The organism is Azonexus sp. R2A61 (assembly GCF_021401135.1).
GTDB lineage: Bacteria > Pseudomonadota > Gammaproteobacteria > Burkholderiales > Rhodocyclaceae > Azonexus.
This window is the reverse complement of sequence record NZ_JACBFO010000002.1, coordinates 907,713-933,502: the sequence shown is the minus strand read 5'-3', so window position 1 is coordinate 933,502 and position 25,790 is coordinate 907,713. Positions and strand designations below refer to the sequence as shown.

At 63.4% G+C, this 25,790-nt stretch carries 31 protein-coding genes; 19 read left to right on the top strand and 12 right to left on the bottom strand.

Annotation, left to right across the window (positions count from 1 at the left end; all coding sequences use genetic code 11):
* The first annotated feature begins 1 nt into the window (after position 1).
* Genes purN through L0962_RS09515 form a run of 4 tightly spaced genes read left to right on the top strand, consistent with a single transcriptional unit; the run spans position 2 to position 4,188 of the window.
* A complete protein-coding gene (purN, locus tag L0962_RS09530; protein ID WP_234086181.1) occupies positions 2–649 on the top strand; it encodes a phosphoribosylglycinamide formyltransferase in 648 nt (215 codons plus the stop codon).
* A gap of 6 nt (positions 650–655) precedes the next feature.
* On the top strand, positions 656–1,636 hold the full coding sequence (locus L0962_RS09525) for a DUF3108 domain-containing protein (RefSeq protein ID WP_234086180.1): 981 nt from the start codon (positions 656–658) through the stop codon (positions 1,634–1,636).
* A gap of 27 nt (positions 1,637–1,663) precedes the next feature.
* Positions 1,664–2,926, top strand: coding sequence for an RsmB/NOP family class I SAM-dependent RNA methyltransferase (locus L0962_RS09520; protein WP_234086179.1), 1,263 nt, complete (start codon positions 1,664–1,666; stop codon positions 2,924–2,926).
* Positions 2,923–4,188 (top strand): mechanosensitive ion channel family protein, encoded by a 1,266-nt coding sequence (locus L0962_RS09515; RefSeq protein WP_234086178.1) that lies wholly within the window; start codon positions 2,923–2,925, stop codon positions 4,186–4,188. The genes L0962_RS09520 and L0962_RS09515 overlap by 4 nt, the downstream gene beginning before the upstream one ends.
* A gap of 89 nt (positions 4,189–4,277) precedes the next feature.
* Here L0962_RS09515 and L0962_RS09510 read toward each other — a convergent pair whose 3' ends face one another.
* The 6 genes from L0962_RS09510 to L0962_RS09485 form a co-directional block, all read right to left on the bottom strand.
* The gene (locus L0962_RS09510) at positions 4,278–4,454 is read right to left on the bottom strand and encodes a hypothetical protein (protein WP_234086176.1); all 177 of its coding nucleotides are present in this window, start codon (positions 4,452–4,454) and stop codon (positions 4,278–4,280) included.
* A gap of 3 nt (positions 4,455–4,457) precedes the next feature.
* Positions 4,458–4,616 carry a hypothetical protein gene (locus L0962_RS09505; RefSeq protein WP_234086174.1) on the bottom strand — a complete coding sequence of 53 codons (159 nt, stop codon included), beginning with the start codon at positions 4,614–4,616 and terminating at the stop codon, positions 4,458–4,460.
* A gap of 107 nt (positions 4,617–4,723) precedes the next feature.
* Positions 4,724–6,160 (bottom strand): ATP-binding protein, encoded by a 1,437-nt coding sequence (locus L0962_RS09500; RefSeq protein WP_234086173.1) that lies wholly within the window; start codon positions 6,158–6,160, stop codon positions 4,724–4,726.
* Positions 6,147–6,848: a winged helix-turn-helix domain-containing protein gene (locus L0962_RS09495; RefSeq protein ID WP_234086172.1), complete on the bottom strand. Its 702-nt coding sequence runs from the start codon at positions 6,846–6,848 to the stop codon at positions 6,147–6,149. Before L0962_RS09495 ends, L0962_RS09500 begins: the two co-directional genes overlap by 14 nt.
* Before the next feature lie 9 nt (positions 6,849–6,857).
* Complete coding sequence (locus L0962_RS09490) at positions 6,858–7,079, bottom strand: hypothetical protein (protein ID WP_234086170.1); 222 nt, start codon at positions 7,077–7,079, stop codon at positions 6,858–6,860.
* Positions 7,076–9,226, bottom strand: a complete 2,151-nt coding sequence (locus L0962_RS09485) for a bifunctional diguanylate cyclase/phosphodiesterase (protein WP_234086164.1) — start codon at positions 9,224–9,226, stop codon at positions 7,076–7,078. The genes L0962_RS09490 and L0962_RS09485 overlap by 4 nt, the downstream gene beginning before the upstream one ends.
* A 124-nt stretch (positions 9,227–9,350) precedes the next feature.
* Between L0962_RS09485 and L0962_RS09480 the strand changes: the two genes are divergently transcribed.
* On the top strand, positions 9,351–9,863 hold the full coding sequence (locus tag L0962_RS09480; protein ID WP_234086163.1) for a disulfide bond formation protein B: 513 nt from the start codon (positions 9,351–9,353) through the stop codon (positions 9,861–9,863).
* 99 nt (positions 9,864–9,962) lie between these two features.
* Here L0962_RS09480 and rpmG read toward each other — a convergent pair whose 3' ends face one another.
* From rpmG to radC, 3 genes are all read right to left on the bottom strand, one after another.
* Entirely contained in the window at positions 9,963–10,133 is a 171-nt protein-coding gene (gene rpmG, locus L0962_RS09475) for a 50S ribosomal protein L33 (protein WP_028994601.1), read from the bottom strand.
* A 17-nt stretch (positions 10,134–10,150) separates the two neighbouring features.
* Entirely contained in the window at positions 10,151–10,384 is a 234-nt protein-coding gene (rpmB, locus tag L0962_RS09470; RefSeq protein ID WP_234086161.1) for a 50S ribosomal protein L28, read from the bottom strand.
* A gap of 77 nt (positions 10,385–10,461) precedes the next feature.
* Entirely contained in the window at positions 10,462–11,142 is a 681-nt protein-coding gene (radC, locus tag L0962_RS09465) for a DNA repair protein RadC (RefSeq protein ID WP_234086159.1), read from the bottom strand.
* Between the two features lie 43 nt (positions 11,143–11,185).
* On the opposite strand from radC, the gene coaBC reads away from it, so the two are divergent.
* The 3 genes from coaBC to L0962_RS09450 all read left to right on the top strand — a co-directional run bounded on the left by coaBC (position 11,186) and on the right by L0962_RS09450 (position 13,513).
* Complete coding sequence (gene coaBC, locus L0962_RS09460; protein WP_234086158.1) at positions 11,186–12,376, top strand: bifunctional phosphopantothenoylcysteine decarboxylase/phosphopantothenate--cysteine ligase CoaBC; 1,191 nt, start codon at positions 11,186–11,188, stop codon at positions 12,374–12,376.
* Positions 12,377–12,826 carry a dUTP diphosphatase gene (dut, locus tag L0962_RS09455; protein ID WP_234086157.1) on the top strand — a complete coding sequence of 150 codons (450 nt, stop codon included), beginning with the start codon at positions 12,377–12,379 and terminating at the stop codon, positions 12,824–12,826. It abuts the gene before it with no gap.
* A 75-nt stretch (positions 12,827–12,901) separates the two neighbouring features.
* The gene (locus L0962_RS09450; protein ID WP_234086153.1) at positions 12,902–13,513 is read left to right on the top strand and encodes a cytochrome c; all 612 of its coding nucleotides are present in this window, start codon (positions 12,902–12,904) and stop codon (positions 13,511–13,513) included.
* Positions 13,514–13,624: 111 nt separating this feature from the next.
* Here the strand turns inward: L0962_RS09450 and L0962_RS09445 are convergent, their stop codons facing one another.
* Positions 13,625–14,902: an FCSD flavin-binding domain-containing protein gene (locus L0962_RS09445; protein ID WP_234086152.1), complete on the bottom strand. Its 1,278-nt coding sequence runs from the start codon at positions 14,900–14,902 to the stop codon at positions 13,625–13,627.
* A 15-nt stretch (positions 14,903–14,917) separates the two neighbouring features.
* Positions 14,918–15,223, bottom strand: a complete 306-nt coding sequence (locus L0962_RS09440; protein WP_234086151.1) for a c-type cytochrome — start codon at positions 15,221–15,223, stop codon at positions 14,918–14,920.
* Positions 15,224–15,413: 190 nt separating this feature from the next.
* Between L0962_RS09440 and L0962_RS09435 the strand changes: the two genes are divergently transcribed.
* The 11 genes from L0962_RS09435 to L0962_RS09385 all read left to right on the top strand — a co-directional run bounded on the left by L0962_RS09435 (position 15,414) and on the right by L0962_RS09385 (position 24,697).
* Positions 15,414–15,743, top strand: coding sequence for a metalloregulator ArsR/SmtB family transcription factor (locus tag L0962_RS09435; RefSeq protein WP_234086150.1), 330 nt, complete (start codon positions 15,414–15,416; stop codon positions 15,741–15,743).
* A 29-nt stretch (positions 15,744–15,772) separates the two neighbouring features.
* The gene (gene soxC, locus L0962_RS09430; RefSeq protein ID WP_234086149.1) at positions 15,773–17,122 is read left to right on the top strand and encodes a sulfite dehydrogenase; all 1,350 of its coding nucleotides are present in this window, start codon (positions 15,773–15,775) and stop codon (positions 17,120–17,122) included.
* The gene (locus L0962_RS09425) at positions 17,106–18,155 is read left to right on the top strand and encodes a c-type cytochrome (RefSeq protein WP_234086148.1); all 1,050 of its coding nucleotides are present in this window, start codon (positions 17,106–17,108) and stop codon (positions 18,153–18,155) included. Before soxC ends, L0962_RS09425 begins: the two co-directional genes overlap by 17 nt.
* A gap of 24 nt (positions 18,156–18,179) precedes the next feature.
* Entirely contained in the window at positions 18,180–18,647 is a 468-nt protein-coding gene (gene soxY, locus L0962_RS09420) for a thiosulfate oxidation carrier protein SoxY (RefSeq protein ID WP_234086147.1), read from the top strand.
* 39 nt (positions 18,648–18,686) lie between these two features.
* Complete coding sequence (gene soxZ / locus L0962_RS09415; protein WP_234086146.1) at positions 18,687–18,998, top strand: thiosulfate oxidation carrier complex protein SoxZ; 312 nt, start codon at positions 18,687–18,689, stop codon at positions 18,996–18,998.
* Between the two features lie 80 nt (positions 18,999–19,078).
* On the top strand, positions 19,079–19,882 hold the full coding sequence (gene soxA, locus L0962_RS09410; RefSeq protein ID WP_234086145.1) for a sulfur oxidation c-type cytochrome SoxA: 804 nt from the start codon (positions 19,079–19,081) through the stop codon (positions 19,880–19,882).
* Between the two features lie 10 nt (positions 19,883–19,892).
* Positions 19,893–20,498 carry a sulfur oxidation c-type cytochrome SoxX gene (gene soxX / locus L0962_RS09405; RefSeq protein ID WP_234086144.1) on the top strand — a complete coding sequence of 202 codons (606 nt, stop codon included), beginning with the start codon at positions 19,893–19,895 and terminating at the stop codon, positions 20,496–20,498.
* Between the two features lie 64 nt (positions 20,499–20,562).
* Positions 20,563–22,284: a thiosulfohydrolase SoxB gene (gene soxB / locus L0962_RS09400; protein WP_234086143.1), complete on the top strand. Its 1,722-nt coding sequence runs from the start codon at positions 20,563–20,565 to the stop codon at positions 22,282–22,284.
* Positions 22,284–22,895 carry a rhodanese-like domain-containing protein gene (locus tag L0962_RS09395; protein ID WP_234086142.1) on the top strand — a complete coding sequence of 204 codons (612 nt, stop codon included), beginning with the start codon at positions 22,284–22,286 and terminating at the stop codon, positions 22,893–22,895. Before soxB ends, L0962_RS09395 begins: the two co-directional genes overlap by 1 nt.
* A 102-nt stretch (positions 22,896–22,997) precedes the next feature.
* The gene (locus L0962_RS09390) at positions 22,998–24,332 is read left to right on the top strand and encodes an NAD(P)/FAD-dependent oxidoreductase (protein WP_234086141.1); all 1,335 of its coding nucleotides are present in this window, start codon (positions 22,998–23,000) and stop codon (positions 24,330–24,332) included.
* A gap of 14 nt (positions 24,333–24,346) precedes the next feature.
* Positions 24,347–24,697, top strand: coding sequence for a DUF5368 domain-containing protein (locus tag L0962_RS09385; RefSeq protein WP_234086139.1), 351 nt, complete (start codon positions 24,347–24,349; stop codon positions 24,695–24,697).
* A 4-nt stretch (positions 24,698–24,701) separates the two neighbouring features.
* Here the strand turns inward: L0962_RS09385 and L0962_RS09380 are convergent, their stop codons facing one another.
* Positions 24,702–25,775, bottom strand: a complete 1,074-nt coding sequence (locus L0962_RS09380) for a YeeE/YedE family protein (protein WP_234086138.1) — start codon at positions 25,773–25,775, stop codon at positions 24,702–24,704.
* Positions 25,776–25,790: the final 15 nt, after the last annotated feature.

The window sequence follows — 25,790 nt, the reverse complement described above, 5'->3', positions numbered from 1 at the left end:
CATGAAGAACGTCGTCATTCTGGTTTCCGGTCGTGGCAGCAACATGGAGGCGATGATCGCCGCCCGCGCGGCCGGCGAACTGCCGGTCAACCTTGCCGCAGTGATCAGCAACCGGCCGGATGCCGGCGGGCTGGCCACCGCCGCCGCGGCCGGCATTGCCACCCGGGCGCTCGATCACAAGGCCTTCGCCGGCCGCGACGCCTTCGACGCCGCGCTGGCCGAATGCATCGACAGCTTTGCGCCGGACCTGGTCGTGCTGGCCGGTTTCATGCGCATCCTGACGGCGGATTTCGTCCGCCGCTACGAAGGCCGGTTGCTCAATATCCATCCATCGCTGCTGCCGTCCTTCCCCGGTTTGCACACGCACCGGCGCGCGCTCGAGGAAGGCGTGCGCATCCACGGCTGCACGGTGCATTTCGTGACCGCCGAACTGGATCACGGGCCGGTCGTCATCCAGGCCGCGGTGCCGGTTCTCGACGACGACGACGAGGCCAGCCTGGCGGCCCGCGTCCTGAAACAGGAACACCGTATCTATCCGCAGGCGGTGCGCTGGTTTGCCGAGGATCGTCTGACGCTGGTCGGCGGCCGGGTGGTGCTGGCCGATCGCCAGGAAGGTGAGCGCGCACTACGGTCGCCCGAGGTGTGCTGATTTGCGATGCCGCGCAAGCTGATCGTCGCGCTGCTCGTTTCCCTGCTGCTCCATTGCTGGCTGATGGCCGGCTTGCCGGGCTGGCCTGCCGGTGAGGATTTTTCGTCGCGGCCGGCGTTGACCGCAACATTGCGTCCGCTGCCCAAACCGGCGGCCGTTGCGGGCGGGCGCCAGGGCCCACCGCAGGCGAAGGCAGCAAGCACCGCCGCGGCGCCACCTCGGGTCAAGACCTCGGCGCCGGCGCCGTCGGTTGTCCCGGCCGACGACATCCCTTCGCCTGCCGAACCGGTCGAGCCTTCCGCCACGCCGGTCGCCGCGTCGGCCGAGCCCGCTTCGCCGGCGCCGGTGCAGCCATCGTCCGGCGTGCTGCGTTACGACATCGTGCATGAGTCGTCGGAAGCCCTCATCGGCCGGGCCGAGGTGGTCTGGCAGTTTGCCGCCGACGGGAGCTATCGCTTGCAGAGCCTGTCCGAGACGGTCGGCCTGGTCGCGCTGTTCAAGTCGGTGCGCCAGGAAACGCGCAGCACCGGTCGCTTGATCGCCAGCGGCCTGCAGCCGGAAATCTACCGGACCTGGCGCAACGGCGAGGAGACCCGCGAACGGGCCGACTTCGTCTGGCCGACCCGGCAAGTGGTGATCGGCCGCGAGGGCACCACGCTGCAGATCGCCGACGGGACGCAGGACCTGTTGTCGCTGACCTTTCAGCTGGCCTATCTGAAAGCGCCCGAGAACGGCAGCCGGATCGGCGTCGTCACCGGCAAGAAGTACGAGGTGTACGAACTGGACGCGCTGGGCGAGGAAACGCTGCTCACGCCGGCCGGCGAATTCCGGACCCTGCACCTGCGGGCGGCCGGCGAAACCGTCACCGAATTGTGGATCGCGCTCGATCTGTACCGCTTGCCGGTTAAAATCCGTTTCACCGACAAAAAGGGCCGCCGCTATTTCCAGGTCGCCCGCGAAATCGGCCAGCCGGTGGCCGATCCCTGATTCCTCGCCCAAGATTGCCCGGATTCCATGAAAGCACGCTTCACTCCCGCCCTGTTCACCCATGCCGAAGCCGTTCTCGGCCAACTCCTGCGCTTCGAGCATCCAGCCGATGCCGTCGTCTCGCGTTATTTCCGCGAGCATCGCCAGCTCGGTCATGCCGACCGGGCTTTCGTGGCCGAAACGGTGTTCGCCGTGCTGCGCCGTCGGCGCAGCATCGAGGCGAGACTGGGCGACCGACGCAGCGACCGGGCCCGGCTGCTGGTTGCGCTGGCCGTGGTGCGCGGCTGGAGCCTGCGCGAACTGGCACCGGTATTGCGCGGCGATGAAGAAAGCTGGCTGGCCGGCGTCAAGGCCTTCGACGATGCGTCGTTAAGCCCGGCCGAGCGTTGCGATCTGCCCGACTGGCTGTACGACCGGCTGGTCGCCCAATGGCCGGCCGAGCAGTTGCCGGCGCTGGCCCGCGCGCTGAACCAGCCGGCGCCGCTCGACTTGCGGGTGAATACGCTGAAGACGACGCGCGACGAACTGCTGGCCGGTCTCGCGGCGGACGGCATCGAGGCCCGTGCCGGGCGTTGGTCGCCGCTTGCCGTCCGGCTGCGCGACAAGCCGTCGCTGGCCAGCAATCCGCGTTTCCAGGACGGTGCTTTCGAAGTTCAGGACGAAGGCAGCCAACTGCTCGGTCTGGCGCTGGAAGCGAAGCGCGGCGAGATGGTCGTCGACTTCTGTGCCGGCGCCGGCGGCAAGACGCTGTTGATCGGCGCCCAGATGCGCAACACCGGCCGGCTTTATGCCTGCGATGTTTCCGACAAGCGGCTGAGCAACCTCAAGCCTCGGCTGGCGCGTTCCGGCCTGTCCAACGTGCATCCGGTGCGCATCGAACACGAGCGCGATGCCAAGATGAAGCGGCTGGCCGGCAAGGTGGATCGCGTGCTGGTCGACGCGCCGTGTTCCGGCCTCGGGACCTTGCGTCGCAATCCGGACCTCAAATGGCGTCAGGACGCGACGGCGATCGACGAACTGGTGGCCAAACAGACCGCCATCCTGGCCGCTGCCGCACCGCTGGTCCGGCCCGGCGGCCGCGTGGTTTATGCCACCTGCAGCCTGTTGACCGCAGAAAACGAAGCCGTGGTCGAGGCTTTCCTGGCTGCCCACGCCGATTTTTCGCTATTGCCGGCGTCGACCGTGATGGCGCGGCAGGGCATCGAGATCGGCGGCGACTGCCTGCGCCTGCTGCCGCATGAACACGATACCGACGGGTTCTTTGCCGCCATCCTGGAGCGCCAGTCATGAACAGCCACGCCGAGGCCCTGCGCCTGATCAACGATCTGCTCGACGATTTCAGCAATCCCGGCTTCGTCTGGCAGGTCGTCGCACTGTGCGTCTGCCTGGGGGCGGCGCTGCTCTTTTCCCGCTGGTGGCGCAGCGGCCATCAGGAAACGCGCGGCCGTCTGCGTGATGCCGGTGCCCGCCTGGTTTTTCCGTTTACCGGCATGCTGCTGGCCGGCCTGGCAATCGTCACCCTCAAGCAGGCGATGCCGGTCAACCTGCTGCGCCTGGTGATGCCCCTGCTCGGTTCGATGGCGCTGGTGCGCGGCGTGGTGTTCGTGCTGCGTCAGGCGTTTCCGCATGCCCAGTGGCTGACCACCTGGGAACGGGTGATCGCCACCCTGGTCTGGTGCTGGCTGGCGCTGCACATCACCGATCTGTTGCCGTTCGTGATCGACGCGCTGGAGGACATCAGCTTCACCGTCGGCCAGCAACGGCTGAATCTCTGGGTGATCCTGCGCGGCATCGTCACCGTTTTCCTGACGGTGATCGTCGCCCTGTGGGGTGCCGGCATCATCGAAAACCGCTTGATGCGCGTCTCGTCGCTGGACAACAACCTGCGCATCGTCGGCGTGCGGGTGGCCAAGGCCGTACTTACCGTGCTGGCCATCCTGGTCAGCCTGTCGCTGGCCGGCATCGACATGACGGCACTGTCGGTGTTTACCGGTGCGCTTGGCGTCGGCCTCGGTTTCGGGTTGCAGAAGATCGCCAACAATTATGTGTCCGGCTTCATCATCCTGCTCGAGCGCTCGATCCGCATCGGCAACATCGTCCAGGTCGGCAACGATTCCGGCGTGGTCACCCAGATCACGACGCGCTATACCGTATTGCAGCATCCGGGCGGCAGCGAATTCATCGTGCCCAACGAGACGCTGATCAGTTCGACGGTACAGAACCAGACCTACACCGACAAACGCCTGCGTCTGGCAACGACGGTCGGTGTCGCCTACGACTGCGATCTGCCCGAGGCGATGCGGCTGATGGCCGAATGCGCCCGAGCCCAGCCCAGGGTGATGACGGAGCCGGCGCCGCGGGTTTCGATCCTGCAGTTCGCCGACAGCGCGATCAACCTGGAGCTCGGCTTCTGGATCGAAGATCCCGAAAACGGCAAGGGCAATGTGGTGTCGGACATCAATCTGGCGATCTGGCAGCGTTTCCGCGACAACGGGATTTCGATTCCCTTCCCGCAGCGCGAAGTGCGTCTGTTGAACCCGTCCGGCGCCTGAGCCGGCGGCACAAAAAAAGACCCCGCCACGAGGGCGGGGTAACAGGGAGGTCTCGAATCGGGGGGAAGATCCGAGAGGAGGGATTCGGGTCAGCGCTTGCGGCGGCGGGAAATCCGGCGGGCAAGGAAGATGATGGTGCCGGCGACGATTGCGCCGATGACTGCGGTCAGCAACTCGGCATTGCCGTCGTCCAGCCAGTCGAAACCGGCGATGCCGACGAAAATGCCCAGCGTCTCGCTGAGCGGCAGGTCATCCGGCAGCGACATCAATCAGCGGCGGTCGTTGCGACGGACCGGGATGGCGGCCAGCACCGGCTGTTGGGTCGGCACCAGGCCGAGCAGGTAGAAGCGCGCGGCTTCGAGAAATTGCTTGATGTTGATGTCGATCATTTCGCGGTCCTCCTCTTCAGGGGCTCGTTGTTGTTCCATGGAGCCGATTCTAAGGACGGCGCGCCGGCCGGTCTGTTGGGCCTGCGTTGGCTCGGGGTAACCAAGCCGCAGGCTTCGATGACGTTCTGTAACCTGAAGTCGTCGGGCTACTGATGCGCCTGCCAGCGCAGCGTGAAACGGGCGCCGCCGAGCGGCGATGCATCGGCGGTTGCCGTCCCGCCGTGCAGTTCCAGCACGCGCCGGGCGATCGCCAGGCCCAGGCCGTAACCGCCGGTCGAGCGGTCGCGGGAACGATCCAGCCGGGTAAACGCCGAAAAGATGTGTTCGCGTTCGCCTTCCGGAATGCCGATGCCGTCGTCGTCGACGTGGATGAAGATTTGTTCGTCCTGCAGTTCGGCACTCACCCGGATGTGCTTGCCGGCGTACTTGAAGGCGTTGCGCAGCAGGTTGCGCAGCGCGTAGGGCATCGCCTTGCGGTCAAGGTCGATGCGCAGGTTTTCCGGCAATTGGGCGGTGTCGACCGTGACATCCAGCGTCCGCCCGAGCAGGCGCACGCTTTCCACTTCATCGACCAGCCAGGCGGCGAAGGCGACGCTGGAGAAATGGGCGGACGGCGCTTCCCGTTCGTAACGGGCGTAGGTCAGGCTGGTGTCGATCAGTTGATCGAGTTCGTCGAGGTCGGCTTCGATCATCGCACGCAGGCGGCCGTGTTCGGCGGTGTCGTCGGTTTCCGACAGCATTTCGAGGGCAAAGCGCATGCGGGCGATCGGCGTGCGCAGTTCGTGCGAGATGCCGCAGGACAGTTCGCGGTGCGTGGCGAGCAATTGACGGATGCGGTCGGCCATGCTGTTCAGGGTGTCGGAAAGCGGTGCGAACAGCTGGGTGCGCGCCTGCGGCGAATGGGCGTCGAAGTTGCCGTCGCCCAGATCGCGGGCGGTCTGGCGCAGGCTTTCGAGGTCGCGCCAGACCGGGCGGATCCAGAACCACAAGGCGATGGCAAAGATGACGCCGATCAGGCTCCAGGTCAGCAGGCGCAGACGCAGTTCCAGCGGCAGGCGTTCGGTGCGCTCGGGATTCCGGCTGGCCGACAGCGGACCGATCACCAGGACCTTGCTGGACGTCCCGAGGCGGTGATACATCAAGTCGTGATCGTGGGCGATGGCGATGTCGCCGGCGTCGAGCTTTTCGACCTGGGCGCTGGTCAGGCGGGTATCCAGGGTCATCCGCTCGACGATGTCGAGCTTGTACGAGAACTTGCCGTCGATGTCCTTGATCTTGGTTTCCCACTGGCGACGCGGGACGGCGAAGAGTTCGTCCTCGATCAGCGTGATCGTGCCGCGCATGAAACGGCGCGCGTAGTCGTCGGTGATGCCGCGCTGGGCGGTCGAGATGATGAAATCGGCGGTAAACGCGATGGCGACGAAGGAGCCCATCGCCAGCAGGTAGAAGTTGAAGAACAGCTTGGACAGGCTGTAGCGGTTGCCGCGCCAGCGCGGCAGCGAGGCGCGGAACAGCGAGCGGGCAAGGCCCTGGCGCCCCGGCTTGTCGCCGGGGTTCCCGGATTCGGGATCAGTTCCAGTCATGCTTGCTGAACAGGTAGCCCTTGCCGCGTACGGTCTTGATGCGCGTCGGATTTTCCGGGTCGTCGTTCAGTTTCTTGCGCAGTCGGGAAATGCGGGCGTCGATCGAGCGGTCCAGGCCGTCGAAGCCGATGCCGCGCAACTCCTGCAGCAGGTCGTCGCGCGACAGGACGTTGCCGGCGTGCGAGGCGAGCAGCCACAGCAGGTCGAATTCGGCGGTGGTCAGGTCGATGGCCTGGCTGCCGAGGGCGGCGGTGCGCGTCGCCTGGCTGATCCGGAATTGCCCGAAGACCAGCGATTCGTTGTCCTGTGCCGGCTCGCTGGCGGTCGGCATGCGTCGCAGCAGTGCCTTGATGCGGGCCAGCAGCACCCGCGGCTGTACCGGCTTGGCGATGTAGTCGTCGGCCCCCAGTTCGAGCCCGAGAATCTGGTCGAAATCCTCGTCGCGGGCGGTCAGCATCAGGATGACGCCGCGGTACTGCTGGCGTACCGAGCGGCAGACCTCGAAACCGTCCTTGCCGGGCAGCATCACGTCGAGGATCACCAGGTCGGGCTGCTCGTTCAGGATGCGTGCTTCGGCGGCGTCGCCACGCGGTTCGATGGCGACCTGCAGATCGTTCTTGGTCAGGTATTCGGCCGTCAGTTCGGCCAGTCGTTCGTCGTCTTCGACGAGAAGGATGCGCGTGCTCATCCGCCAATCTTAGCGGCGAGGCCGCCGCCGGTCTACCTTCGCTGCCGCCTGTTGCGAGACGAGCAGGCCGCTGCCGTCGGCGAGCGCGATCGCCAGGAAATCGCCGGTCTCGCCGGCGCACCGGTAAATGCGGGTATCGCCGAGGGCCTCGGCAGACAGCACGTCGTGCTCGGCGATCAGGTCGACCAACTGGCTGCGGTCGACCTGCCGGTATTCGATTTTTCCCTTCATGGCCGGTCGACCGCAGCCAGCGTCTTGCCTTGCTGCAACATCAGTGCGAATTCCTCGGGCGGGATCGCGCGGCTGAACAGGTAGCCCTGCAACTGGTCGCAGTCGAATTCGCGCAGCAGGGCCAGTTGCGAATGATCCTCGACCCCTTCGGCAACCACCTTCAGGCCGAGCTTGTGGGCCATCGCGATGACCGCCTGGGCAATGGCCGAATCGTCGCTGTCGCGGTGAATGTCGCGCACGAAGGAGCGGTCGATCTTGAGCACGTCGATCGGGAAGCGCTTCAGGTAGGACAGGCTGGAATAGCCGGTGCCGAAGTCGTCGAGCGAGACGGTGGCGCCCAGTTGCTTCAGTTCGCGCAGCGTGTGCAATGTGTTCTCGACATCGTGCATGACCATGCTTTCGGTCAGCTCGAATGCCAGCCGGCGGCCGTCGATGCCGGCCTGGCCGAGAATCTGGCCGATGTTGTCGGCGAGGTCTTCCTGGCGGAACTGGCGGGCCGACAGGTTGATCGACAGCTTGATCGGCGGCAGACCGGCCGCATCCCACTGGGCGATGTCCTTGCAGACGCGGCGCAATACCAGTTGGCCGAGGGCGATGATCAAGCCGGTTTCCTCGGCGAGCGGGATGAACTCGTTCGGCTGGATCATGCCGATTCGCGGGTGTTGCCAGCGGACCAGCGCTTCTGCACCGATCACCTCGCCGCTGGCGACATCGACGATGGGCTGGTAATGCACCAGCAATTCCTCGCGCTCGAGGGCCCGGCGCAGGTTGCCTTCCATGTCCAGCCGGTCGATCGCCATGTGCGTCATTTCCGGCGTGTAGAAGCGGTAATTGTTGCGCCCGTGCTCCTTGACCCGATACATCGCCACATCGGCGTTGCGCAGCAGCATCTCGCCGTGGTCGCCGTCGCGCGGGAACAGCGCGGCACCGATCGACGCCGTGATGAACACTTCCTTGCCCTCGACCAGGATCGGCTGGTTCAGCGCCCGCATGATCTTGCTGGCCACCAGCGCCAGGTCGTCGGCCGATTGCAGGCGACCGATGACGACGACGAATTCGTCGCCGCCGAGCCGGGCGACGGTATCGGTATCGCGCACCGCCTGGGTCAGTCGCTGGGCCACCGATTTCAATAGATCATTGGCCGGTGAATGACCGAAACCGTCGTTGACCAGCTTGAAGCGGTCCAGGTCGAGCAGCAGCACGCCGGCCAGCAGACCGTCCAGGCGGGCCTGGGCGATGGCCTGGGCGATGCGGTCGTTGAGCAGGTTGCGATTGGCCAGGCCGGTCAGCGAATCGTGGTTGGCGTGGAATTCCAGTTGCTGCTCGTAGCTGATGCGCTCGCTGACATCGTTCAGTATGCTGACGAAATGGGTGGTGATGCCGCCGCTTTCGTCGCGTACCGGGGAGATGAACAGCTCGTTCCAGAACAGCGAACCGTCCTTGCGATAGTTGCGCAGGATGGCGTGGGCGTCGCGGCGGGTGCGCAGCGCATCGCGTATGGTATTCAGGCCGCGCTGGTTGAGATCGTCGCGAACCAGGAAGCGGCCGCTCAGGCCGATCACTTCCTCGGCGCTGTAACCGGTGATGCGCTCGAAGGCCGGGTTGACGTAGACGATGGGATGGTCGAGTTGGGTCGACGAGGTGATCATCACGCCGTTGAGACTCGATTCCAGTGCGCGCGACAACTGGCGCAGGCTGGATTCGAGTTCGCGTTGCACGGCTTCGCCGCGCAGTACGATCAGGGCTTCGCCGATGCTTTCGGCAATCAGGTCCAGCGCACGACGTTCGTCGGGGCCCAGCAGATTGTCCTTGACCGGTGCAATGCGCAGGATGCCCAATGTCTTGCCGGCGTGGTGGAACGGAAAATCCGTGCTGTCGTCGCGGCGGGTCTGCAGCCAGTCCCGGGGGGGCTTGGCGGTCGCCCTGGCGGCGGCCAGATGCCAGCTTCCTTCCGGCGCGACATGGTCGTCCGGTGGCAGGCCGATACAGGCCAGCGCGTAGCGCTTGCTGTCGATCAGCAAACGGCATTGCCCGTCGAGCAAGGCCTGTTCGCTGGCGGCGGCCAGGCGCTGCCGGTTGCTGTCGGCGAGCAGGGTCAGAAGGGGGCGCAGCGGCGTTCCGCCATCGGCCTTTACCGGGTCTTGCAAGAATTGTCTCCGCTTTTTTGTCCGACCGTCTTGCGGTCTGAATTTCCATTATTCTGCCGGTGCTTTTGGCGAATCTGCAATAATTTTATCTGCAGTCGTGATTTTGTTTTTTTCGGAGCAAGGAATGATTCGTTACCTTTCGGGCTGGCTGGCCCGTTGTCCTGACCGTGCCTGGTTCGCCACGCTGGCGCTCGGGACCTTTGGCATCAGCGCAGTCGGCATGACGCTGCAAAGTCTTTTGCGTCTGTCTCCCTGCCCTTATTGCATCTTTCAGCGTGTGCTCTATCTGGCGATCGGCGCGGTGGCGCTGGCCGGTGTTCTGGCGCCGCGTGTCCGGCCCTTGTGGGCGGCCGTGAGCGGTGCGCTGGCGGCGCTGGGGTTTGCCGTGGCGGCCTTTCAGTCATGGATGCAGGCTTTTCCGGATCTGGCGCCGGAATGTGGGTTCAGCAACCCGAACCTGATCGAGCAACTGGTCGACTGGCTGGGTATGCAGTGGCCGGGCTGGTTCCTGGCGACCGGCTTCTGTACCAGCCGCGAGTGGGAATTCCTCGGCCTGTCGATGGCCAACTGGTCGGCTGTGCTGTTTGCCGGGATCGCCGGCTTTTGCGCCTTGTTGTTCATTCGTCGAGGTGAATGAACGCGGGCGGTGAACGGGAAACGGCGGCCGTCACGGCCGCCGTGCAAAAAACGAAGCCCGCCGGAAGGCGGGCTTGTCGAATTGCCGGAGTCGGCTGAATTACTTCAGCTTCACTTCCTTGTAGGCAACGTGCTTGCGTGCCTTCGGGTCGTACTTCATGAACTCCAGTTTTTCAGGCGTCGTGCGCTTGTTCTTGGAGGTGGTATAGAAGTGACCGGTACCCGCGGTGGATTCCAGCTTGATCTTTTCGCGACCGCCCTTGCTAGCCATGATTCAGTTCCTCTCGATTAGATTTCGCCACGGGCGCGCAGATCGGTCAGAACGGCGTCGATGCCCTTCTTGTCGATGATGCGCAGACCGGCGTTGGAAACGCGCAGACGGACGAAGCGGTTTTCGCTTTCGACCCAGAAGCGACGGTACTGCAGGTTCGGCAGGAAGCGGCGCTTCGTTTTGTTGTTGGCGTGGGAAACGTTGTTCCCAACCATCGGGGCTTTACCCGTGACTTGGCAGACTCGCGCCATGATGGTGCTCCAGAATTCGATGGAAGAAAGCCCGCGATTGTAGCCGGACGTGATTGTTCCGGCAAGCCTTTTTTCTTTCAGATCAATCCCCGTTCGGCAAGGGAAAGCGGTGTCGCGTTGCCGGCCACGATGAAATGATCGAGCAGTTTGACGTCTACCAGCGCCAGCGCGGCCTTCAGGTCGCGGGTCAGCATTTCGTCGGCGCGCGACGGTTCGGCCAGGCCGGAAGGGTGGTTGTGGGCGAAGACGACCGATGCAGCATTGTGGGTCAGCGCCTTTTTGACGATTTCACGCGGGTAGACCGTGGTAGCCGTCAGGCTGCCTGTAAACAATTCCTCGGCGAGCAACAACCGGTTCTGGGCATCCAGCCACAAGGCGATGAATACCTCCTGCGGTCGGCGGGCCAGCGTCAGGCGGAGCCAGTCGCGGACCTGCGCGGGTGAAGTCAGGGTGTCCCGCTGTTTCATCTGCTGGGTCAGCGCACGTCGAGCCAGTTCGAAGCTGGCTTTCAATTGTGCGGCCTTGGCCGGTCCGATGCCGGGGCAACTGGCGAGTTGTTCGGGAGAGGCTTCGGCCAACTGGCCGAGTTCGCCGGAGAACCGGCCGAGCAGGTCACGCGCCAGATCGACGGCGCTTTTGCCGCGCACGCCGACTCTTAAATAGATGGCCAGCAATTCGGCATCGCTGAGTGCGGCGGGGCCGTGCGCCAGCAGGCGTTCGCGCGGTCGTTCGCCGCTGGGCCAGTCGGTGATGGGCATGGGAGTTGTAGAATGGGCGCAGTCGATCTTGCGGAATATGATAATGGAATTAACTGGCAAGCGCATCGTGCTCGGTGTGACCGGCGGCATTGCTGCTTACAAGGCAGCGGAGCTGGTTCGCCTGCTGGGCAGGACGGGCGCGGAAGTCCAGGTGGCGATGACCGAAGGCGCCACCCATTTCGTCACGGCCACCACTTTCCAGGCACTGTCGGGGCGGCCGGTCTATCTTGACCAGTGGGACGCACGCATGCCGAATGCGATGGCCCATATCGATCTGTCGCGGCAGGCCGACCTGATCGTCATCGCGCCGGCGTCGGCCGATTTTCTCGCCCGCATCGCCAACGGCATGGCCGACGATCTGCTGGCCACCATGGTGCTGGCCCGTGATTGTCCGTTGCTGGTGGCGCCGGCGATGAATCGCCAGATGTGGGAAAACCCGGCAACGCAGCGCAATGTCCGGCAATTGGGCGAAGACGGCGTTGCATTCATCGGTCCGGTCAGCGGCGAGCAGGCTTGCGGCGAAGTCGGTGCCGGCCGTATGGTCGAGCCGGAAGACATCGTCGAGGCGGTGATCGCCCACTTTGCGCCCAAATGTCTGGCCGGTCGCAAGGTGCTGATCACCGCCGGGCCCACTTTCGAGGCGATCGATCCGGTGCGCGGCATCACCAATCTGTCGTCCGGCCGCATGGGCTATGCCGTGGCGCGTGCCGCCCGGCAGGCTGGCGCCGAAGTGACGCTGGTTTCCGGCCCGGTAGCTTTTTCGCCGCCACAGGGCGTCGACCGCATCAATGTGCGCAGTGCGCTCGACATGCATGCGGCGGTATTGGCCCGGGCTGCCGACAGCGACATCTTCATTGCCGTGGCGGCGGTTGCCGACTACCGCGTGGCCAATGCCGCCGAGCACAAACTGAAGAAGGATCACGGCGGCGTACCGGCCATCGAACTGGTCGAGAATCCCGATATCCTGGCCGAGGTTGCCGCGCTGCCCGAAGGGCCGTTCTGTGTGGGCTTCGCTGCCGAAAGCCGCAATCTGGATGACTATGCCCAGGCCAAGCGGCGCAAGAAGAACATCCCGCTGATTGCCGGCAACCTGATCCAGGACGGCTTCGGCGGCGACGACAACCGGCTCGTGCTGTTCGACGACGCCGGCAGCCATCCACTGACCCCGGCGCCGAAGGCGGTGCTGGCACGCCAGCTCATCGAACATATTGCCAAACTGACAGGAAACCGCTGAATGCATCGTATCGACGTCAAACTGCTTGACCAACGCCTGCGCGACAACCCGCCGGCCTATGCCACGCCGGGCTCGGCCGGCCTGGACCTGCGCGCCTGCCTGAACGACGCGCTGGAACTGCAGCCCGGGCAGACCGTGCTGGTGCCGACCGGCATGGCCATTCATCTGGCCGATCCCGGGCTGGCGGCGATGATCCTGCCGCGCTCCGGCCTCGGCCACAAGCACGGCATCGTGCTCGGCAATCTGGTCGGGCTGATCGATTCGGACTACCAGGGTGAACTGATGGTCTCGGTATGGAACCGCGGGCACAGCGCCTTCACCATCCAGCCGCTGGATCGTATTGCGCAACTGGTGGTGGTGCCGGTGCTGCAGGTCGGTTTCAACGTGGTTGACGATTTTTCCGCCAGCGACCGCGGTACCGGAGGTTTCGGCAGCACCGGGCACGCCTGAGCCCCTTGAAAGGCCTATGTAAGAAAATTAGTATTTTATAACTTTATTTTTATATAGGTTTTTGGGGGAGGGGAAATGAGGAAACTGTTATCGGTGTTCGGTGCCTTGCTGTCGCTGGCGCCGGGAAGTGCCGTGCTGGCGGCCGACAAGCTCGATCTGGCGCGGGCAGAGGAGATTGTCTCTGGACGCTGTTTCCTGTGCCATGGCCTGGAAGGCGAAGCCGCCAGCCAGGTGTTCCCGCGCCTGGCCGGCCAGCACGCCGACTATATTGCAAGACAGTTGAGCGACTTCAAGTCCGGCAAACGCAAGAGTGACACGATGAAACCGCAGTCCGAAGAATTGACAGCGGATGAAATGAAGGCGCTGGGGCTGTTCTTCCAGCAGAAATCCGTCGCGGCAGCGGTTGCTTCGGACACGATGCTGGTCGGTGTCGGCAAGTACATCTTCGAGCGCGGCAATTCCTTCTCCGGGTTACCGGCCTGTTCCAGTTGCCATGGCGCAACGGGGCACGGCACGCCGCAACTGCCGCGACTTGCCGGTCAGCATCCTCGCTATATCGAGGATCAGCTCAGGCAGTTCAACAAGCGCGAGCGGACCAACGATAACGCCGTGATGCATACCGTTGCCTCCAAGCTGTCCGAGCTGGAAACGCACGCCGTGGCGGAATACATCGCAACACTGGAGTGAGTGTTTCTCCAACGAGCCAGTCGAATACGCGTGTCGATTCGGCGACAAAATCGCAGAAGTTCACAAAAACGGCCGCGCTTGGGCGGCCGTTCCATGTGCGGGGTGCTTGGCTCAGGCCAGCATGTCGGCCCAGATGTTTTTCGCCCAGGCCAGGGCGACCTTGCCTTCCAGTTCGTTGCGGGCCGCCGAGACGCCGCCGGCGCCCTTGACGGGTTGAACCAGCTTGGTGGCGGCGTCGTACTGGTGTACCGAAGCGACGTGGATGACGTTTTTGGCGTCGACAAAGCTGTAGCAGGTGTTCATTACCACCGGCGCCGGGTTCGGGGCTTCGCCGGCCAGCAGGTTGAGGATCGCGGCGGCGGCGAGCTTGCCGTGCTGGTTGGCCATGTGACCGGATTTCGGCATGGTCGGCGCCGGGAATACGGCGTCGCCCAGGACATGAACGCCCGGTGTGCCGTTGGCTTCCATCGACAGCCAGTCGATGTCCACCCAGCGGTTGTTGACCAGTTTCAGCCCGGATTTTGCGGCGATATCGCCGGCCCGCATCGGTGGGATGACGTTGAGCACGTCGGCCTTGAACTTGTCGAACTCCATGACCGCGGTATGGCTGGCGACGTCGACATCCTTCACTTCGCTGTTGTTGCGGTACTCGATGATGCCTTTGTAGAGGTCGCTCCAGGCTTTGGTGAACAGGGCCTTCTTGGACTGTACGTCTTCGTTGGCATCGAGGATGACGACCTTGGATTTCGGCTTGTTTTTCTTGAAGTAGTCGGCGACCAGGCAGGCGCGCTCGTAGGGGCCGGGCGGGCAGCGGTATGGCGCCTTGGGGATGGCGATGGCGTATGTGCCGCCATCTTTCATCGCTTCGAGCTGCCGGCGCAGTGCCACCGTTTGCGGGCCGGCCTTCCAGGCGTGCAGGATGCTGGACTGGGCGGTGGCGTTGTCGAGTCCGGGAATTTCGCCAAACATGAAGTCGACCCCGGGCGACAGGACCAGGCGGTCGTAGCTCAGTTCGCCGCCCTTGGCGAGTCTGATGGTGCGCTTGGCGGGATCGGCGGCGACCACGTCGTCCTGGATCACGCGTACACCCCAGGTGTTCTTCAGTCCGTCGTAGCTGACCGTGATGTCTTCCATGGTCTTGGTGCCGCCGATGACCAGATTGGAGATCGGGCAGGAAATGAAGGTCGGGTTGCGTTCGATCAGGGTGACCTGAACGCCGCCTTCGCTCCACATGCGCAGGTATTTCGCCACCGTGGCGCCGCCGTAGCCGCCGCCGACCACGACCACGTGACCACTGGCCTTGGTACCGCCGGCGCAGCCGTAAAGTGTTGCCATTGCGCCAGCTGCCGCGCCGACCTTCAGGAAATCGCGTCGTTTCATCTGCATCATGGTCGTTCCCCCCCCTTATTTCTGCGCGGCAAAGTAGGCGGCGATCAGCGCCAGTTGTTCGTCGGTATAGCCCTTGGCGATCTGGTGCATGATCGATGCGGGTTTGGCTCCGCTCTTGAAATCGGCCAGTTTCTGCAGCAGTTTTTCCTTGCTTTCGCCGGCCAGCGAGTCGAGTCCGGCGCCCGGTACGGCCTTGCCGTTGGTGCCGTGGCAGTTGGCGCAGGTTGCGGCCAGGTTGCGGCCGAGATGGGGATCCGCTGCCTGGGCGCCGGTGCTGGCGGCAAGCAGGCAGACGGCGGCGACGTTGAGTAATGGCTTCATCGAGACATCTCCTTCCTCTAGGTGTTTTGATGTTGGGTTGCCGGTGTTTTTGTACGGCATTCTGGATGCAACCCGGTGCCTAGGTTATAGCGCTTTTTTTCAAAAAGCATGCTGCGTCGCAATAATATTAGTTGTTGACTATATAAATACTCGGTTATAGAGTTTTGTTGACTTAGATCAAAAGAACGATATGGACGAGACAACCCAGGTATTCGAGCAGGTCGCTCGATACTTCAGCCTGCTGGCCGATCCCACGCGTTTGCGCATCCTCTCCTGCCTGTGTGTGGACGAGAGGCCGGTCAACGACGTGGTCGATCAGATCGGGCTGACCCAGGCCAATATTTCCCGCCACCTGAACATCCTGTATCGGGCTGGCGTGGTCGACCGGCGTCGGGAGGGAAATAGTGTTTTCTACCGTGTCGTCGATCCGAATTTCGTGGACATCTGCCGGACCGTCGCCATCACTGTCGCCAGCCGCGACATTGGCGAGCAGTTAGGTGTCCCGTCATGCAGCACTTGAACTCAAGCGAGCGGAGGGGAGAAATCTCAATGGTTGATTTATCGAAGAAACCGGGGCATTTGCGGCGTGCACCGGAAAATTTCCTGTCGGAAGAACAGGTCAAGGCCGTCGGCGCGGGGCGGCGCGATTTTCTGAGGAAGAGCTTCCTCGCCGCCGGGGCGGCGATGGCGGCACCTCTGGTGGCAAGGGCCGACGCCGCGGGCGATCCCGACATCCTGAACCTGCCTCCCTGGACGACCAGCCTGGGCCTGCCGGTGGCGACCAATCCCTACGGTCAGCCGTCGAAGTATGAAAGCCAGTTGTTGCGCCGCGAATCGCCGGGGCTGACCCGCGTCGGTGGCGCTTCGGTGTCCTTCTGCCCGCTGCAGGGCCTGTTCGGCATCATCACGCCGTCCGGCCTGCATTTCGAGCGGCACCACCAGGGCTGGCACGACGTCGATCCGAGCAAGCATCGCCTGATGATCAACGGCTCCGATCCGGCCTTCCTGAAACAACCCAAGGTCTACACGATGGATCAATTGATGCGCCTGCCGCCGGTGTCGCGCATCCACTTCATCGAATGCGGCGCCAATACCGGCCTCGAATGGGGCAACGTCGCCGTGCCGACCGTGCAGTACACGCACGGCATGTTGTCCTGCTCGGAATTCACCGGCGTGCCGTTGAAGACGCTGCTCGAAGACTGCGGCGTCGATTACAAGAAGGCCCGCTACGTGCTGGCCGAAGGCGCCGACGGCTCCTCGATGACCCGCACCATCCCGATGGAAATGGTCGAGAACGGCGAGGTCATCGTCGCTTACGGCATGAACGGCGAAATGCTGCGGCCCGAGAACGGCTACCCGCTGCGTCTCGTCGTGCCGGGTGTGCAGGGCGTGTCCTGGGTCAAGTGGCTGCGTCGCATCGAGGTCGGTGACATGCCCTACGCGACCAAGGATGAGGCGGTGCATTACATCGACCTGATGCCGGACGGCATGCATCGACAGTACACCAGCATCCAGGAGTGCAAGTCGGTGATTACTTCGCCCTCCGGCGGTCAACAGCTGCTGGAGACCGGTTTTTACAACGTTACCGGTGTCGCCTGGTCGGGGCGTGGCAAGATCACCCGCGTCGATGTCTCGTTCGATGGTGGTATCAACTGGAAGACGGCACGCCTCGAAGGGCCGATCCAGAACAAGGCGCTGACCCGTTTCAACATCGACTGGGTGTGGGACGGCAAACCGGCCATCCTGCAGTCGCGCGCGATCGACGAGACCGGCTATGTCCAGCCGTCCTACGGCCAGTTGCGTGCAGTGCGCGGCACCAAGTCGATCTATCACAACAATGCCATCCAGTCCTGGAAAGTCGTCGAAAGCGGGGAGGTCAGCAATGTCCAGGTTCTCTAAATCCATTGTCGCGGCGGCGCTGCTGGCGCTGACGGCGAGCGCCTTCGCCTTCGATACCTTCAAGCTGGGACGACAGGCCACACCGGCCGAATTGGCCGCCTGGGACATCGATGTCCGGCCGGACTTCAAGGGGCTGCCCAAGGGGTCGGGCAACGTTCAGCAGGGTAACGACCTGTTCGAGGAAAAGTGCGCTTCCTGCCACGGTTCCTTCGGGGAGTCGAACGAAGTGTTTACCCCGCTGATCGGTGGAACGACCCACGAGGACATCAAGAACGGCCGGGTCGGCGGCTTCGTCAAGGGCGATATCCCGCAGCGCACGACCTTTACCAAGGTGGCGACGATTTCGACGATCTTCGATTACATCCAGCGCGCCATGCCCTGGACTGCGCCGAAATCCCTGAAGCCTGACGAGGTGTATGCGATCCTGGCCTACTTCCTGAACCTTGCCGAAATCGTGCCGGCTGATTTCGTCTTGTCCGACAAGAACATTGCCGAGGTGCAGAAGATGATGCCCAACCGCAACGGCATGACCACCAATCACGGCATGTGGCCCGGGGCGCCGGCAGCGCGTGGTGGCATCGGCAACGGTGGCAAGCCGGACGTGAAAAACGTCGCCTGCATGAAGGATTGCAAGAAGGAAGTCCGTATCGGTTCGGTACTGCCAAATTATGCGCGGACGGCTCATGGTAATCTGGAAGACCAGAACCGCAGCTTCGGTCCGGTGCGCGGCGTGCGTACGGTCGACGGCGATGCCGCCGTCGCCAGGGCGCCGGCCCAGTCGGCCGAACTGACGCTGGCCAACGCTTCCGGATGCATGGCCTGCCACGGCCTGAGCAGCAAGATCGTCGGACCGGGACTCAACGAAGTCCAGGCCCGGTACAAGGATCAGGCCGATGCGGCCGACCGTCTGGCCGCCAAGGTCAAGGCGGGCGGCCAGGGGGCCTGGGGTTCCATCCCGATGCCGCCGAACGGGCACGTCAAGGATGAGGACATCAAGACACTGGTGAAGTGGATTCTTTCCGGTGCGAAGTAATCCCGATTTTTGAGAGGAGAAGTCATGAATAATCAACGTCGTAACGTACTCAAATCCGGTACCGGTGCCGCCGTCCTCGGCGCGCTCGCGGCCGCCGGCATCATCAAGCCGGGCGTCGCACTGGCGGACTGGAACAAGGCCGCTTTCGAAGCCAAGAGCATGGCCGATACGCTGAAGGCGCTGGGGGCTGGTGCTCCGGTCGAAAGCAAGGATGTCCAGGTGACCGGCCCGGATATTGCCGAAAACGGCGCCGTGGTGCCGGTCGGCGTCGCCTCGTCGATCGCCGGAACGACCATGGTCGCCATCCTGGTCGAAAAGAACCCGAACGCGCTGGCCGCCAGCTTCACGCTGCCGGAAGGTACCGAAGCCAACGTGCAGACCCGGGTCAAGATGGGCCAGACGTCGAACGTCTATGCCCTGGTCAAGGCCGGCGGCAAGTTCTATATGGCGACCAAGGAAATCAAGGTCACGCTCGGCGGCTGCGGCGGCTGATTTCGACCTGTCCCGGACTAGAGAAAGAGGAGAAAACACATGGGAAATCCGATGAAGATTCGCGCCGCCGCAAAGGATGGCGTTACTGAAGTCAAGGTGCTGATCAGCCACGAAATGGAAACCGGTCAGCGCAAGGATGCCAACGGCGCGGTGATTCCGGCCTGGTTCATTACCGAACTGGTGGCCAAGCATGGCGACAAGGTCGTGCTGCAGAGCGAATTCGGCACCGCGGTGTCGAAGAACCCTTACCTGGCATTCAAGTTCAAGGGCGGCGCCAAGGGCGACAAGGTCAGCGTGTCGTGGAAGGACAACAAGGGCGACAGCCGGACCGACGAGGCCGTGGTCAACTGATCCTGCCGTCCGGCGACACAACAAAAACGGACGGGGGCACGACCCCCGTTCCGATAACGTAAAACACCCATGGAGGCGTGATGAGACATACATTCACCATTTTGCTGGCCGGATTCGCCTGCGGGCTGCTTTCCGGCACGGCAGCCGCTTCGTCGGAAATGGACGCAATCGCCAAGTATCGCGAGTTGCTGGCCGACGGCAATCCTTCCGAACTGGTTGCGGCGCAAGGCGAGGAATTGTGGAAAACTAAGCGTGGACCGCAGCAGGCATCGCTCGAGCGTTGCGATCTCGGCCTCGGGCCGGGCGTCATCAAGGGCGCCTATGCCAAGATGCCGCGTTACTTCAAGGACACCGGTCGGGTACAGGATCTGGAGTCGCGTCTGATGACCTGCATGGAAAACCTTCAGGGCATCGAACCCAAGAGCATCGTTGACGGCAAGTTCCTGAAGGGAGAACGCGAGAAGGTCGCCGCACTGGTGGCTTATGTGGTTACCGAGTCGAACGGTGCCAGGATCGATGTCGACATGCGCCATCCCGAAATGAAGAAGATGTACGAGATGGGCAAGATGGCCTTCTACTTCCGCGCCGGGCCGATGGATTTCTCCTGCGCGACCTGCCATGGCGAGGAAGGCAAGCGTATCCGCATGCAGGACCTGCCCGATCTGCGCACGCAGAAGGGGGCGGCGGCCGGCTGGGGAAGCTGGCCTGCCTATCGCGTCTCGAACGGCGAGTTCTGGACCATGCAGCATCGTCTGAACGACTGTTTCCGTCAGCAGCGTCTGCCTGAGCCGATCTACGGTTCGGACGTGACCATTGCCCTGTCCGTCTATCTGGCCGCCACGGCCAAGGGCGGCACCATGCTGACCCCCGGCATCAAGCGCTAAGGAGACCGCCATGAAGAAAATCAGCCTCATCGTCGGCCTGCTCGTCGCCATGCCAGCTGCCTGGGCGCAAGGTGAAGATACCTATGCCGATTTCAAGGCGATGATGGACCGCTCGTTCAAGACGACCGGCATCGCCAGCAAGCACCGCATCTATCAGCTCGATTTCCAGAAAGCCTGTTCCAGCGAGAAGCTGCCTTCGAAAAAGGAAATGGCCCGGATCGAAGCCGAACAGATGAAGACCATCCGTTATCCGGCCGACGGCAAGTATCTCGGCGACTGGAAGGAGGGCGAGAAGATCGCGGTCAACGGTCGCGGTCTGACCTGGACCGACAAGACGCCTTACAACAACGGCGGCGGTTGCTACAACTGTCACCAGATGAGCCATCACGAGATCTCCTACGGCACGATCGGCCCCAGCCTGCTCGAATACGGCAAGCTACGCGGCAACGGCGAGGAAGTCGTGAAATACACCTGGGGCAAGATCTACAACGCCAAGGCCTTCAATGCCTGCAGCCACATGCCTCGCAACGGCGATGCCGAAATCCTGACGGAAAAGCAGATCAAGGACCTGATGGCCTTCCTGCTGGACCCTGCGTCCCCGGTCAACAAAAAGTAATCCTTGCGTGATTTTGTCCGGCCGGGGCGACCCGCCTCGCCGGGCTTTTTTCAGGAACCATTCCATGAGCATGAATCGTCGTGAATTCCTCCAGGTGCTCGCAGTGGCTGCCGCCGGCGGCATGTCGCTGCACAGCGAATTCGCCATGGCCGAGAAAGGTGCCGCCCGGTTGTACGACCTGCCGAAGTTCGGCAACGTCAGCCTGTTGCATATCACCGACTGCCACGCCCAACTGCTGCCGATCTATTTCCGGGAGCCCAGCGTCAATCTGGGGTTTGGCGACCAGTTCGGCAAGGTGCCGCATCTGGTCGGCGACCACCTGCTCAAGCACTTCGGTTTCAAGCCGAACAGCCTCGAGGCACATGCTTTCACCTATCTGAATTTCGAGAAGGCGGCGCAGACCTACGGCAAGGTCGGCGGCTTCGCCCACCTGGCGACGCTGGTCAAGCGCATGAAGGCCAGCCGGCCGGGAGCGCTGCTGCTCGACGGCGGCGATACCTGGCAAGGCTCGGGTACCGCCTTGTGGTCGAATGCCCAGGATATGGTCGACGCCTGCAAGGCGCTCGGCGTCGACGTGATGACGCTGCACTGGGAAGCCACTTACGGTGAGGAACGGGTCAAGGAAATCGAGGAAAAGGATTTCGCCGGCCATGTCGACATCGTCGCCCAGAACATCAAGACCACCGATTTCGGCGATCCGGTGTTCAAGCCCTACGTGATCAAGAACATCAACGGCGTGCCGGTGGCCATCGTCGGCCAGGCTTTTCCGTATACGCCGATCGCCAATCCGCGCTGGCAGATTCCGAACTGGAGCTACGGCATCCAGGACGACAACATGCAGGCGGTGGTCGACGAAGCGCGTGCCAAGGGCGCTCAGGTCGTCGTCGTCATTTCGCACAACGGCATGGACGTCGATCTCAAGATGGCTTCGCGCGTGCGTGGTATCGATGCCATCTTCGGTGGTCATACGCACGATGGCGTGCCGGCCCCGGTGGTCGTCAGGAACGCCGGCGGCAAGACGCTGGTGACCAACGCCGGTTCCAACGGCAAGTACCTCGGCGTGATGGATTTCGACGTGAAGAACGGCAAGGTCGTCGATTTCCGCTACAAGCTGCTGCCGGTGTTCGCCAACCTGTTGCCGGCCGACAAGGCCATGCAGACGCTGATCGACAAGGCGCGTGCGCCCTACCTCGACAAACTGGGCGAAAAGCTGGCGGTGACCGAGGGCACGCTGTACCGCCGGGGCAATTTCAACGGAACTTTCGACCAGGTCATCGTCGATGCCCTGCTCAAGGTCAAGGACGCCGAGATTGCCTTCTCGCCGGGGTTTCGCTGGGGGACTTCGCTGCTGCCCGGGCAGGATGTGCTGATGGAGCACGTGCTCGACCAGACGGCGATCACCTATCCGTGGACGACGGTCACGATGATGACCGGCGAGACGATCAAGACGGTACTGGAGGATGTCTGCGACAACCTGTTCAACCCGGATCCCTACTACCAGCAGGGCGGTGACATGGTGCGCGTCGGCGGTCTGCAGTACACCTGCGATCCGACCGCGAAGATGGGCAGCCGCATCCAGGACATGATGCTGCGCGGTCAACGCATCGATCCGAAGAAAACCTACAAGGTGGCCGGCTGGGCGCCGGTCTCCGAAGAAGCGAAGGGCGCCGGCGAGCCGATCTGGGAGGTGGTTGCCCGCTACCTGCGCGACATCAAGACGATCAAGCCGATCGAATTGAACATGCCCAAGCTCAAGGGCGCCGACAAGAATCCGGGGATTGCATGATGAGCCCCCTGAAAACTGCGCTGGCCGGTGTCGGGCTGCTCCTTTCCGTTCTCGCCCATGCCGGCGACTGGGCGCCGGGCAGCACCGACTGGCGCCAGCTGCCCGAAGCCAAGGTCTCGAAAGCCGGGCGCTATCTGACGCCGCAACAGGCATTCGAGATGAAGCAGGGCAATCCGAAGACGGTGGCCTTGTTCGACATCCGTACCCGTGCCGAGGCGATGTACGTCGGTATGGCGGAGGCGGCCGATGCGCTGGTGCCTTTTGTCGAACATCAGGAATTGATGACCGACTGGGACGACAAGCGCGCCATGTACAAGCTTGAACCGAATCAGGATTTCGTCGCCGAGATCGCCCGCCGCCTGCAGGCCATGGGGCTGGACAAGAATGCGACGGTGATCCTGCTTTGCCGCTCCGGTGACCGCAGCGCGAAGGCGGCCGACCGCTTGCAGGCCGAAGGCTACGCCAGCGTCTACAGCGTTGCCGAAGGGTTTGAGGGGGACAAGGCCTCGGCCGGGCCGGGCAAGGGGCAGCGGACGGTCAACGGGTGGAAGAATGCCGGTTTGCCGTGGAGTTACACGCTGGACAAGCGCCGGATGTACTTCCCGCGCTGAATCTTGCGGTCGACCGGGCGTTTCGGAATATTTCAAATATTAGACTTTTCTGATTTGTTGATATAACTTTCGTCAGACTTACAACGGCAAGGGAGGCCTGGCATGACGAAAGCGCACGAAACGGAACGGCGATTCACACTGGATCGCCGTTCTTTCATCAAATTTGCGACACTGGCGGGGGCGGGCGGCGTGTTGCCGGCGAGTGCTTCGGCAGCCGCCAGGGTGAAAACCCCGGCGCGCATCGTCATCGCCGGCGCCGGGGCGGCCGGGCTGGCGGCGGCATCGCAGCTGGCAGCGCGTCTGGACGGCGCGAAGATCACCTTGATCGATGCCCGCAAGGCGCATTTCTACCAGCCCGGATTCACGCTGGTGGCCTCCGGCATCAAGCCGGAATCCTACGTCGTCACGGCGACCCGCGATTATCTGCCGGCCGGCGTCGAACTGGTCGAGGAGCGGATCGCCGAATTCGATCCGGAAGGCAACAAGGTGGTTACCGAAAGCGGTACCGCACATGTCTACGATTTCCTCGTCGTCGCCACCGGCCTGACGCTGGACTATGCGGCGATCCCCGGCATGGATACCGAACTGATCGGCAGCAACGGCCTGGGCAGCATCTATCACAGCCCGGCCAAGGCGGCGGCCACCTGGCAGGCAATGTCCGAGTTTGCCGACCGGGGCGGCGTCGGTGTCTTCCTGCGGCCGAATACCGAGATGAAGTGTGCCGGCGCCCCGCTCAAATACACCTTCGTCACCGAGGACTACCTGCAGCGTCGCGGCAATCGCGGCAAGGCGGAAATCGTGTACAACGCCAACAACAAGAGCCTGTTCAGCGTGCCCATCGTGCATGAGAAGGTCCGCATGTTGTTCGAGCAGCGCGGGGTCAAGATCAATTACGAGCGGGTGCTGGCGGCGATCGATCCTGGCCGGAAGATCGCCACGTTCGATACGCCGACCGGTCCGGTCGAGCAGCCCTACGATTTCATCAACGTGATTCCGCCGATGCGCGCGCCGGATGCGGTGCGCAACAGCCCGTTGCGCTGGCAGGAAGGCGCTTGGGCCGCCGATGGCTGGATCGAGGTGGACAAGCACAATCTGCGGCACGCCCGCTTCGCGAATGTCTTTGCCGTCGGCGATGTGGCCGGTGTGCCCAAGGGCAAGACGGCGGCCAGCGTCAAATGGCAGGTGCCGGTGGCGGTCGACCATCTGCTGGCACAGATCGAAGGCAAGGAATCGATGGCGCGCTATGACGGCTATACCTCTTGCCCGCTGATTACCCGGCTCGGTCAGGCGATGCTCGTCGAGTTCGACTACAAGAACAACCTGACGCCGTCTTTCCCGGGCGTGATCGCCCCGCTGGAAGAGTTGTGGATCAGTTGGGTGATGAAGACGATGGCGCTCAAGCCAACCTACATCAGCATGCTGCGCGGCCGCGCCTGAAAGGAGAAAAGAACATGAAAGAACTGGATCCCCTGGTTTTCCTGGCTGTTTTTCAGGAAATGCTCGGTCCCTTGCTGTGGGTGATGCTGCTGCTCATCGTGGGGGGCACTGTCGCCTTCGTCGCATTGCTGCTGAAGGAACGCAGGATCGACTCAAAACGCCTGGTGCGCGCCGAACTGGCAGGCTTGCTGGGCGGCGTGCTGGCCCTGATCCTGATGGCCAAGGTCTCGTCATCCGGATTTACCGATGCCGGCGGTCCTGCCGACTGGTTCCTGATCGCCCTGGTCTTCGGGCTGGGTTTGGCCGGCACTGCGATCCTGATCTACACCTGGGCCGGCTGGCGCGGTCGACGCCTCGCCGGGTGACTTTTCACGGCTGCGGCAACGCAGCCTGGCGGCGCTCCGGCCGGTCGATCAAGGCATCGGCCAGGCCGGCGCCGGCCCACATGCCGATCAGGGCGATCCAGGCCGTCAGTGCGAAGATCGAGGCGCCGGATACCCCGGCCCCGACCGCGCAACCGCCGGCCAGCATGCCGCCGAAGCCCATGCAGATCGCGCCGACGATGTAGCGGCGCATGCTGTGTCCATCCTTGAACCCCTCCAGTTTCAGTTCGCGGCGCCAGGCGGCCGACAGGAAGGAGCCGAGGACGACGCCGGGCACCAGTCCGATGTCGAAATCCCACGGTTGTCCGGGCGGCGACAGCACCAGCATCAGTACATCGGCCGACGGACCGGTGAAGCTCAGGCTCTGTACCGGCATCACGTCGAAGGAGGCGGTGCCGACCTGATAGGTGATCAGCCAGCCGCAGGCGACGACCAGGCCGACACCGACGGCGCCCAGCCATTCGCGAGGCTGCAGCGCCGCGCGGCGGCCGAAATGGATGGCCGCCGCCAGCCAGAGCAGCCCGAACAGCAGGCCGCCGGCGTGCCCGACATGCATCAGGCCGAGCAGGTCGCGGCTGCTGCCGTCGATGGTCCACCAGCCGGAAATCCAGGTGCGCAGCGGCGACAGCAGCCCGTTCAGCGAGGCCTGTGCCGTCACGGCGAAAATCAGGCCGGTCAGCAGGGCGCGCAGGTTGCCGTTGGCCGACAGGATCAGCATGCGCGACGAGCAGCCGCGCGCCAGGATCATGCCGGTTCCGAACAGCAGGCCGCCGACCAGCGCACCGGACAGACTGCCGCGTGCCGACAACTGCCGGGCCTGGGAGACGTCGAGCCAGCCGGATGCGATCAGCGCCTGCGTGGCGATCATTGCCGCGGAAAAGGCGAACAGCCAGATCGCGAGGCGCGAGGTGCCCTGGCGCGCCCAGAATTCGACCGTGGCCGAGCGCAGGCAGAAGCGCGAGCGTTGTGCGAAAACGCCGAACAGGATGCCGATCAGCAGGCCGGCAACGGTGATCACCGCGCGGTCGCCCCAGATATCGATCAGGCCGTCCAGATCCATTTTTCCTCCGATGTC

Coding starts and splice junctions, on each gene's coding strand:
- L0962_RS09495 (WP_234086172.1), bottom strand. CDS start 6,848: ATGAGCACGCGCATCCTTCTCGTCGAAGACGACGAACGACTGGCCGAA.
- coaBC (WP_234086158.1), top strand. CDS start 11,186: ATGGAATTAACTGGCAAGCGCATCGTGCTCGGTGTGACCGGCGGCATT.
- L0962_RS09390 (WP_234086141.1), top strand. CDS start 22,998: ATGACGAAAGCGCACGAAACGGAACGGCGATTCACACTGGATCGCCGT.
- L0962_RS09505 (WP_234086174.1), bottom strand. CDS start 4,616: ATGGAACAACAACGAGCCCCTGAAGAGGAGGACCGCGAAATGATCGAC.
- soxZ (WP_234086146.1), top strand. CDS start 18,687: ATGGGAAATCCGATGAAGATTCGCGCCGCCGCAAAGGATGGCGTTACT.
- L0962_RS09450 (WP_234086153.1), top strand. CDS start 12,902: ATGAGGAAACTGTTATCGGTGTTCGGTGCCTTGCTGTCGCTGGCGCCG.
- L0962_RS09445 (WP_234086152.1), bottom strand. CDS start 14,902: ATGATGCAGATGAAACGACGCGATTTCCTGAAGGTCGGCGCGGCAGCT.
- soxB (WP_234086143.1), top strand. CDS start 20,563: ATGAGCATGAATCGTCGTGAATTCCTCCAGGTGCTCGCAGTGGCTGCC.
- L0962_RS09510 (WP_234086176.1), bottom strand. CDS start 4,454: ATGTCGCTGCCGGATGACCTGCCGCTCAGCGAGACGCTGGGCATTTTC.
- soxC (WP_234086149.1), top strand. CDS start 15,773: ATGGTTGATTTATCGAAGAAACCGGGGCATTTGCGGCGTGCACCGGAA.
- rpmG (WP_028994601.1), bottom strand. CDS start 10,133: ATGGCTAGCAAGGGCGGTCGCGAAAAGATCAAGCTGGAATCCACCGCG.
- L0962_RS09425 (WP_234086148.1), top strand. CDS start 17,106: ATGTCCAGGTTCTCTAAATCCATTGTCGCGGCGGCGCTGCTGGCGCTG.
- L0962_RS09480 (WP_234086163.1), top strand. CDS start 9,351: ATGATTCGTTACCTTTCGGGCTGGCTGGCCCGTTGTCCTGACCGTGCC.
- soxY (WP_234086147.1), top strand. CDS start 18,180: ATGAATAATCAACGTCGTAACGTACTCAAATCCGGTACCGGTGCCGCC.
- rpmB (WP_234086161.1), bottom strand. CDS start 10,384: ATGGCGCGAGTCTGCCAAGTCACGGGTAAAGCCCCGATGGTTGGGAAC.
- L0962_RS09500 (WP_234086173.1), bottom strand. CDS start 6,160: ATGACTGGAACTGATCCCGAATCCGGGAACCCCGGCGACAAGCCGGGG.
- L0962_RS09385 (WP_234086139.1), top strand. CDS start 24,347: ATGAAAGAACTGGATCCCCTGGTTTTCCTGGCTGTTTTTCAGGAAATG.
- L0962_RS09490 (WP_234086170.1), bottom strand. CDS start 7,079: ATGAAGGGAAAAATCGAATACCGGCAGGTCGACCGCAGCCAGTTGGTC.
- soxX (WP_234086144.1), top strand. CDS start 19,893: ATGAAGAAAATCAGCCTCATCGTCGGCCTGCTCGTCGCCATGCCAGCT.
- L0962_RS09515 (WP_234086178.1), top strand. CDS start 2,923: ATGAACAGCCACGCCGAGGCCCTGCGCCTGATCAACGATCTGCTCGAC.
- L0962_RS09395 (WP_234086142.1), top strand. CDS start 22,284: ATGAGCCCCCTGAAAACTGCGCTGGCCGGTGTCGGGCTGCTCCTTTCC.
- dut (WP_234086157.1), top strand. CDS start 12,377: ATGCATCGTATCGACGTCAAACTGCTTGACCAACGCCTGCGCGACAAC.
- purN (WP_234086181.1), top strand. CDS start 2: ATGAAGAACGTCGTCATTCTGGTTTCCGGTCGTGGCAGCAACATGGAG.
- L0962_RS09520 (WP_234086179.1), top strand. CDS start 1,664: ATGAAAGCACGCTTCACTCCCGCCCTGTTCACCCATGCCGAAGCCGTT.
- L0962_RS09380 (WP_234086138.1), bottom strand. CDS start 25,775: ATGGATCTGGACGGCCTGATCGATATCTGGGGCGACCGCGCGGTGATC.
- soxA (WP_234086145.1), top strand. CDS start 19,079: ATGAGACATACATTCACCATTTTGCTGGCCGGATTCGCCTGCGGGCTG.
- L0962_RS09440 (WP_234086151.1), bottom strand. CDS start 15,223: ATGAAGCCATTACTCAACGTCGCCGCCGTCTGCCTGCTTGCCGCCAGC.
- radC (WP_234086159.1), bottom strand. CDS start 11,142: ATGCCCATCACCGACTGGCCCAGCGGCGAACGACCGCGCGAACGCCTG.
- L0962_RS09525 (WP_234086180.1), top strand. CDS start 656: ATGCCGCGCAAGCTGATCGTCGCGCTGCTCGTTTCCCTGCTGCTCCAT.
- L0962_RS09435 (WP_234086150.1), top strand. CDS start 15,414: ATGGACGAGACAACCCAGGTATTCGAGCAGGTCGCTCGATACTTCAGC.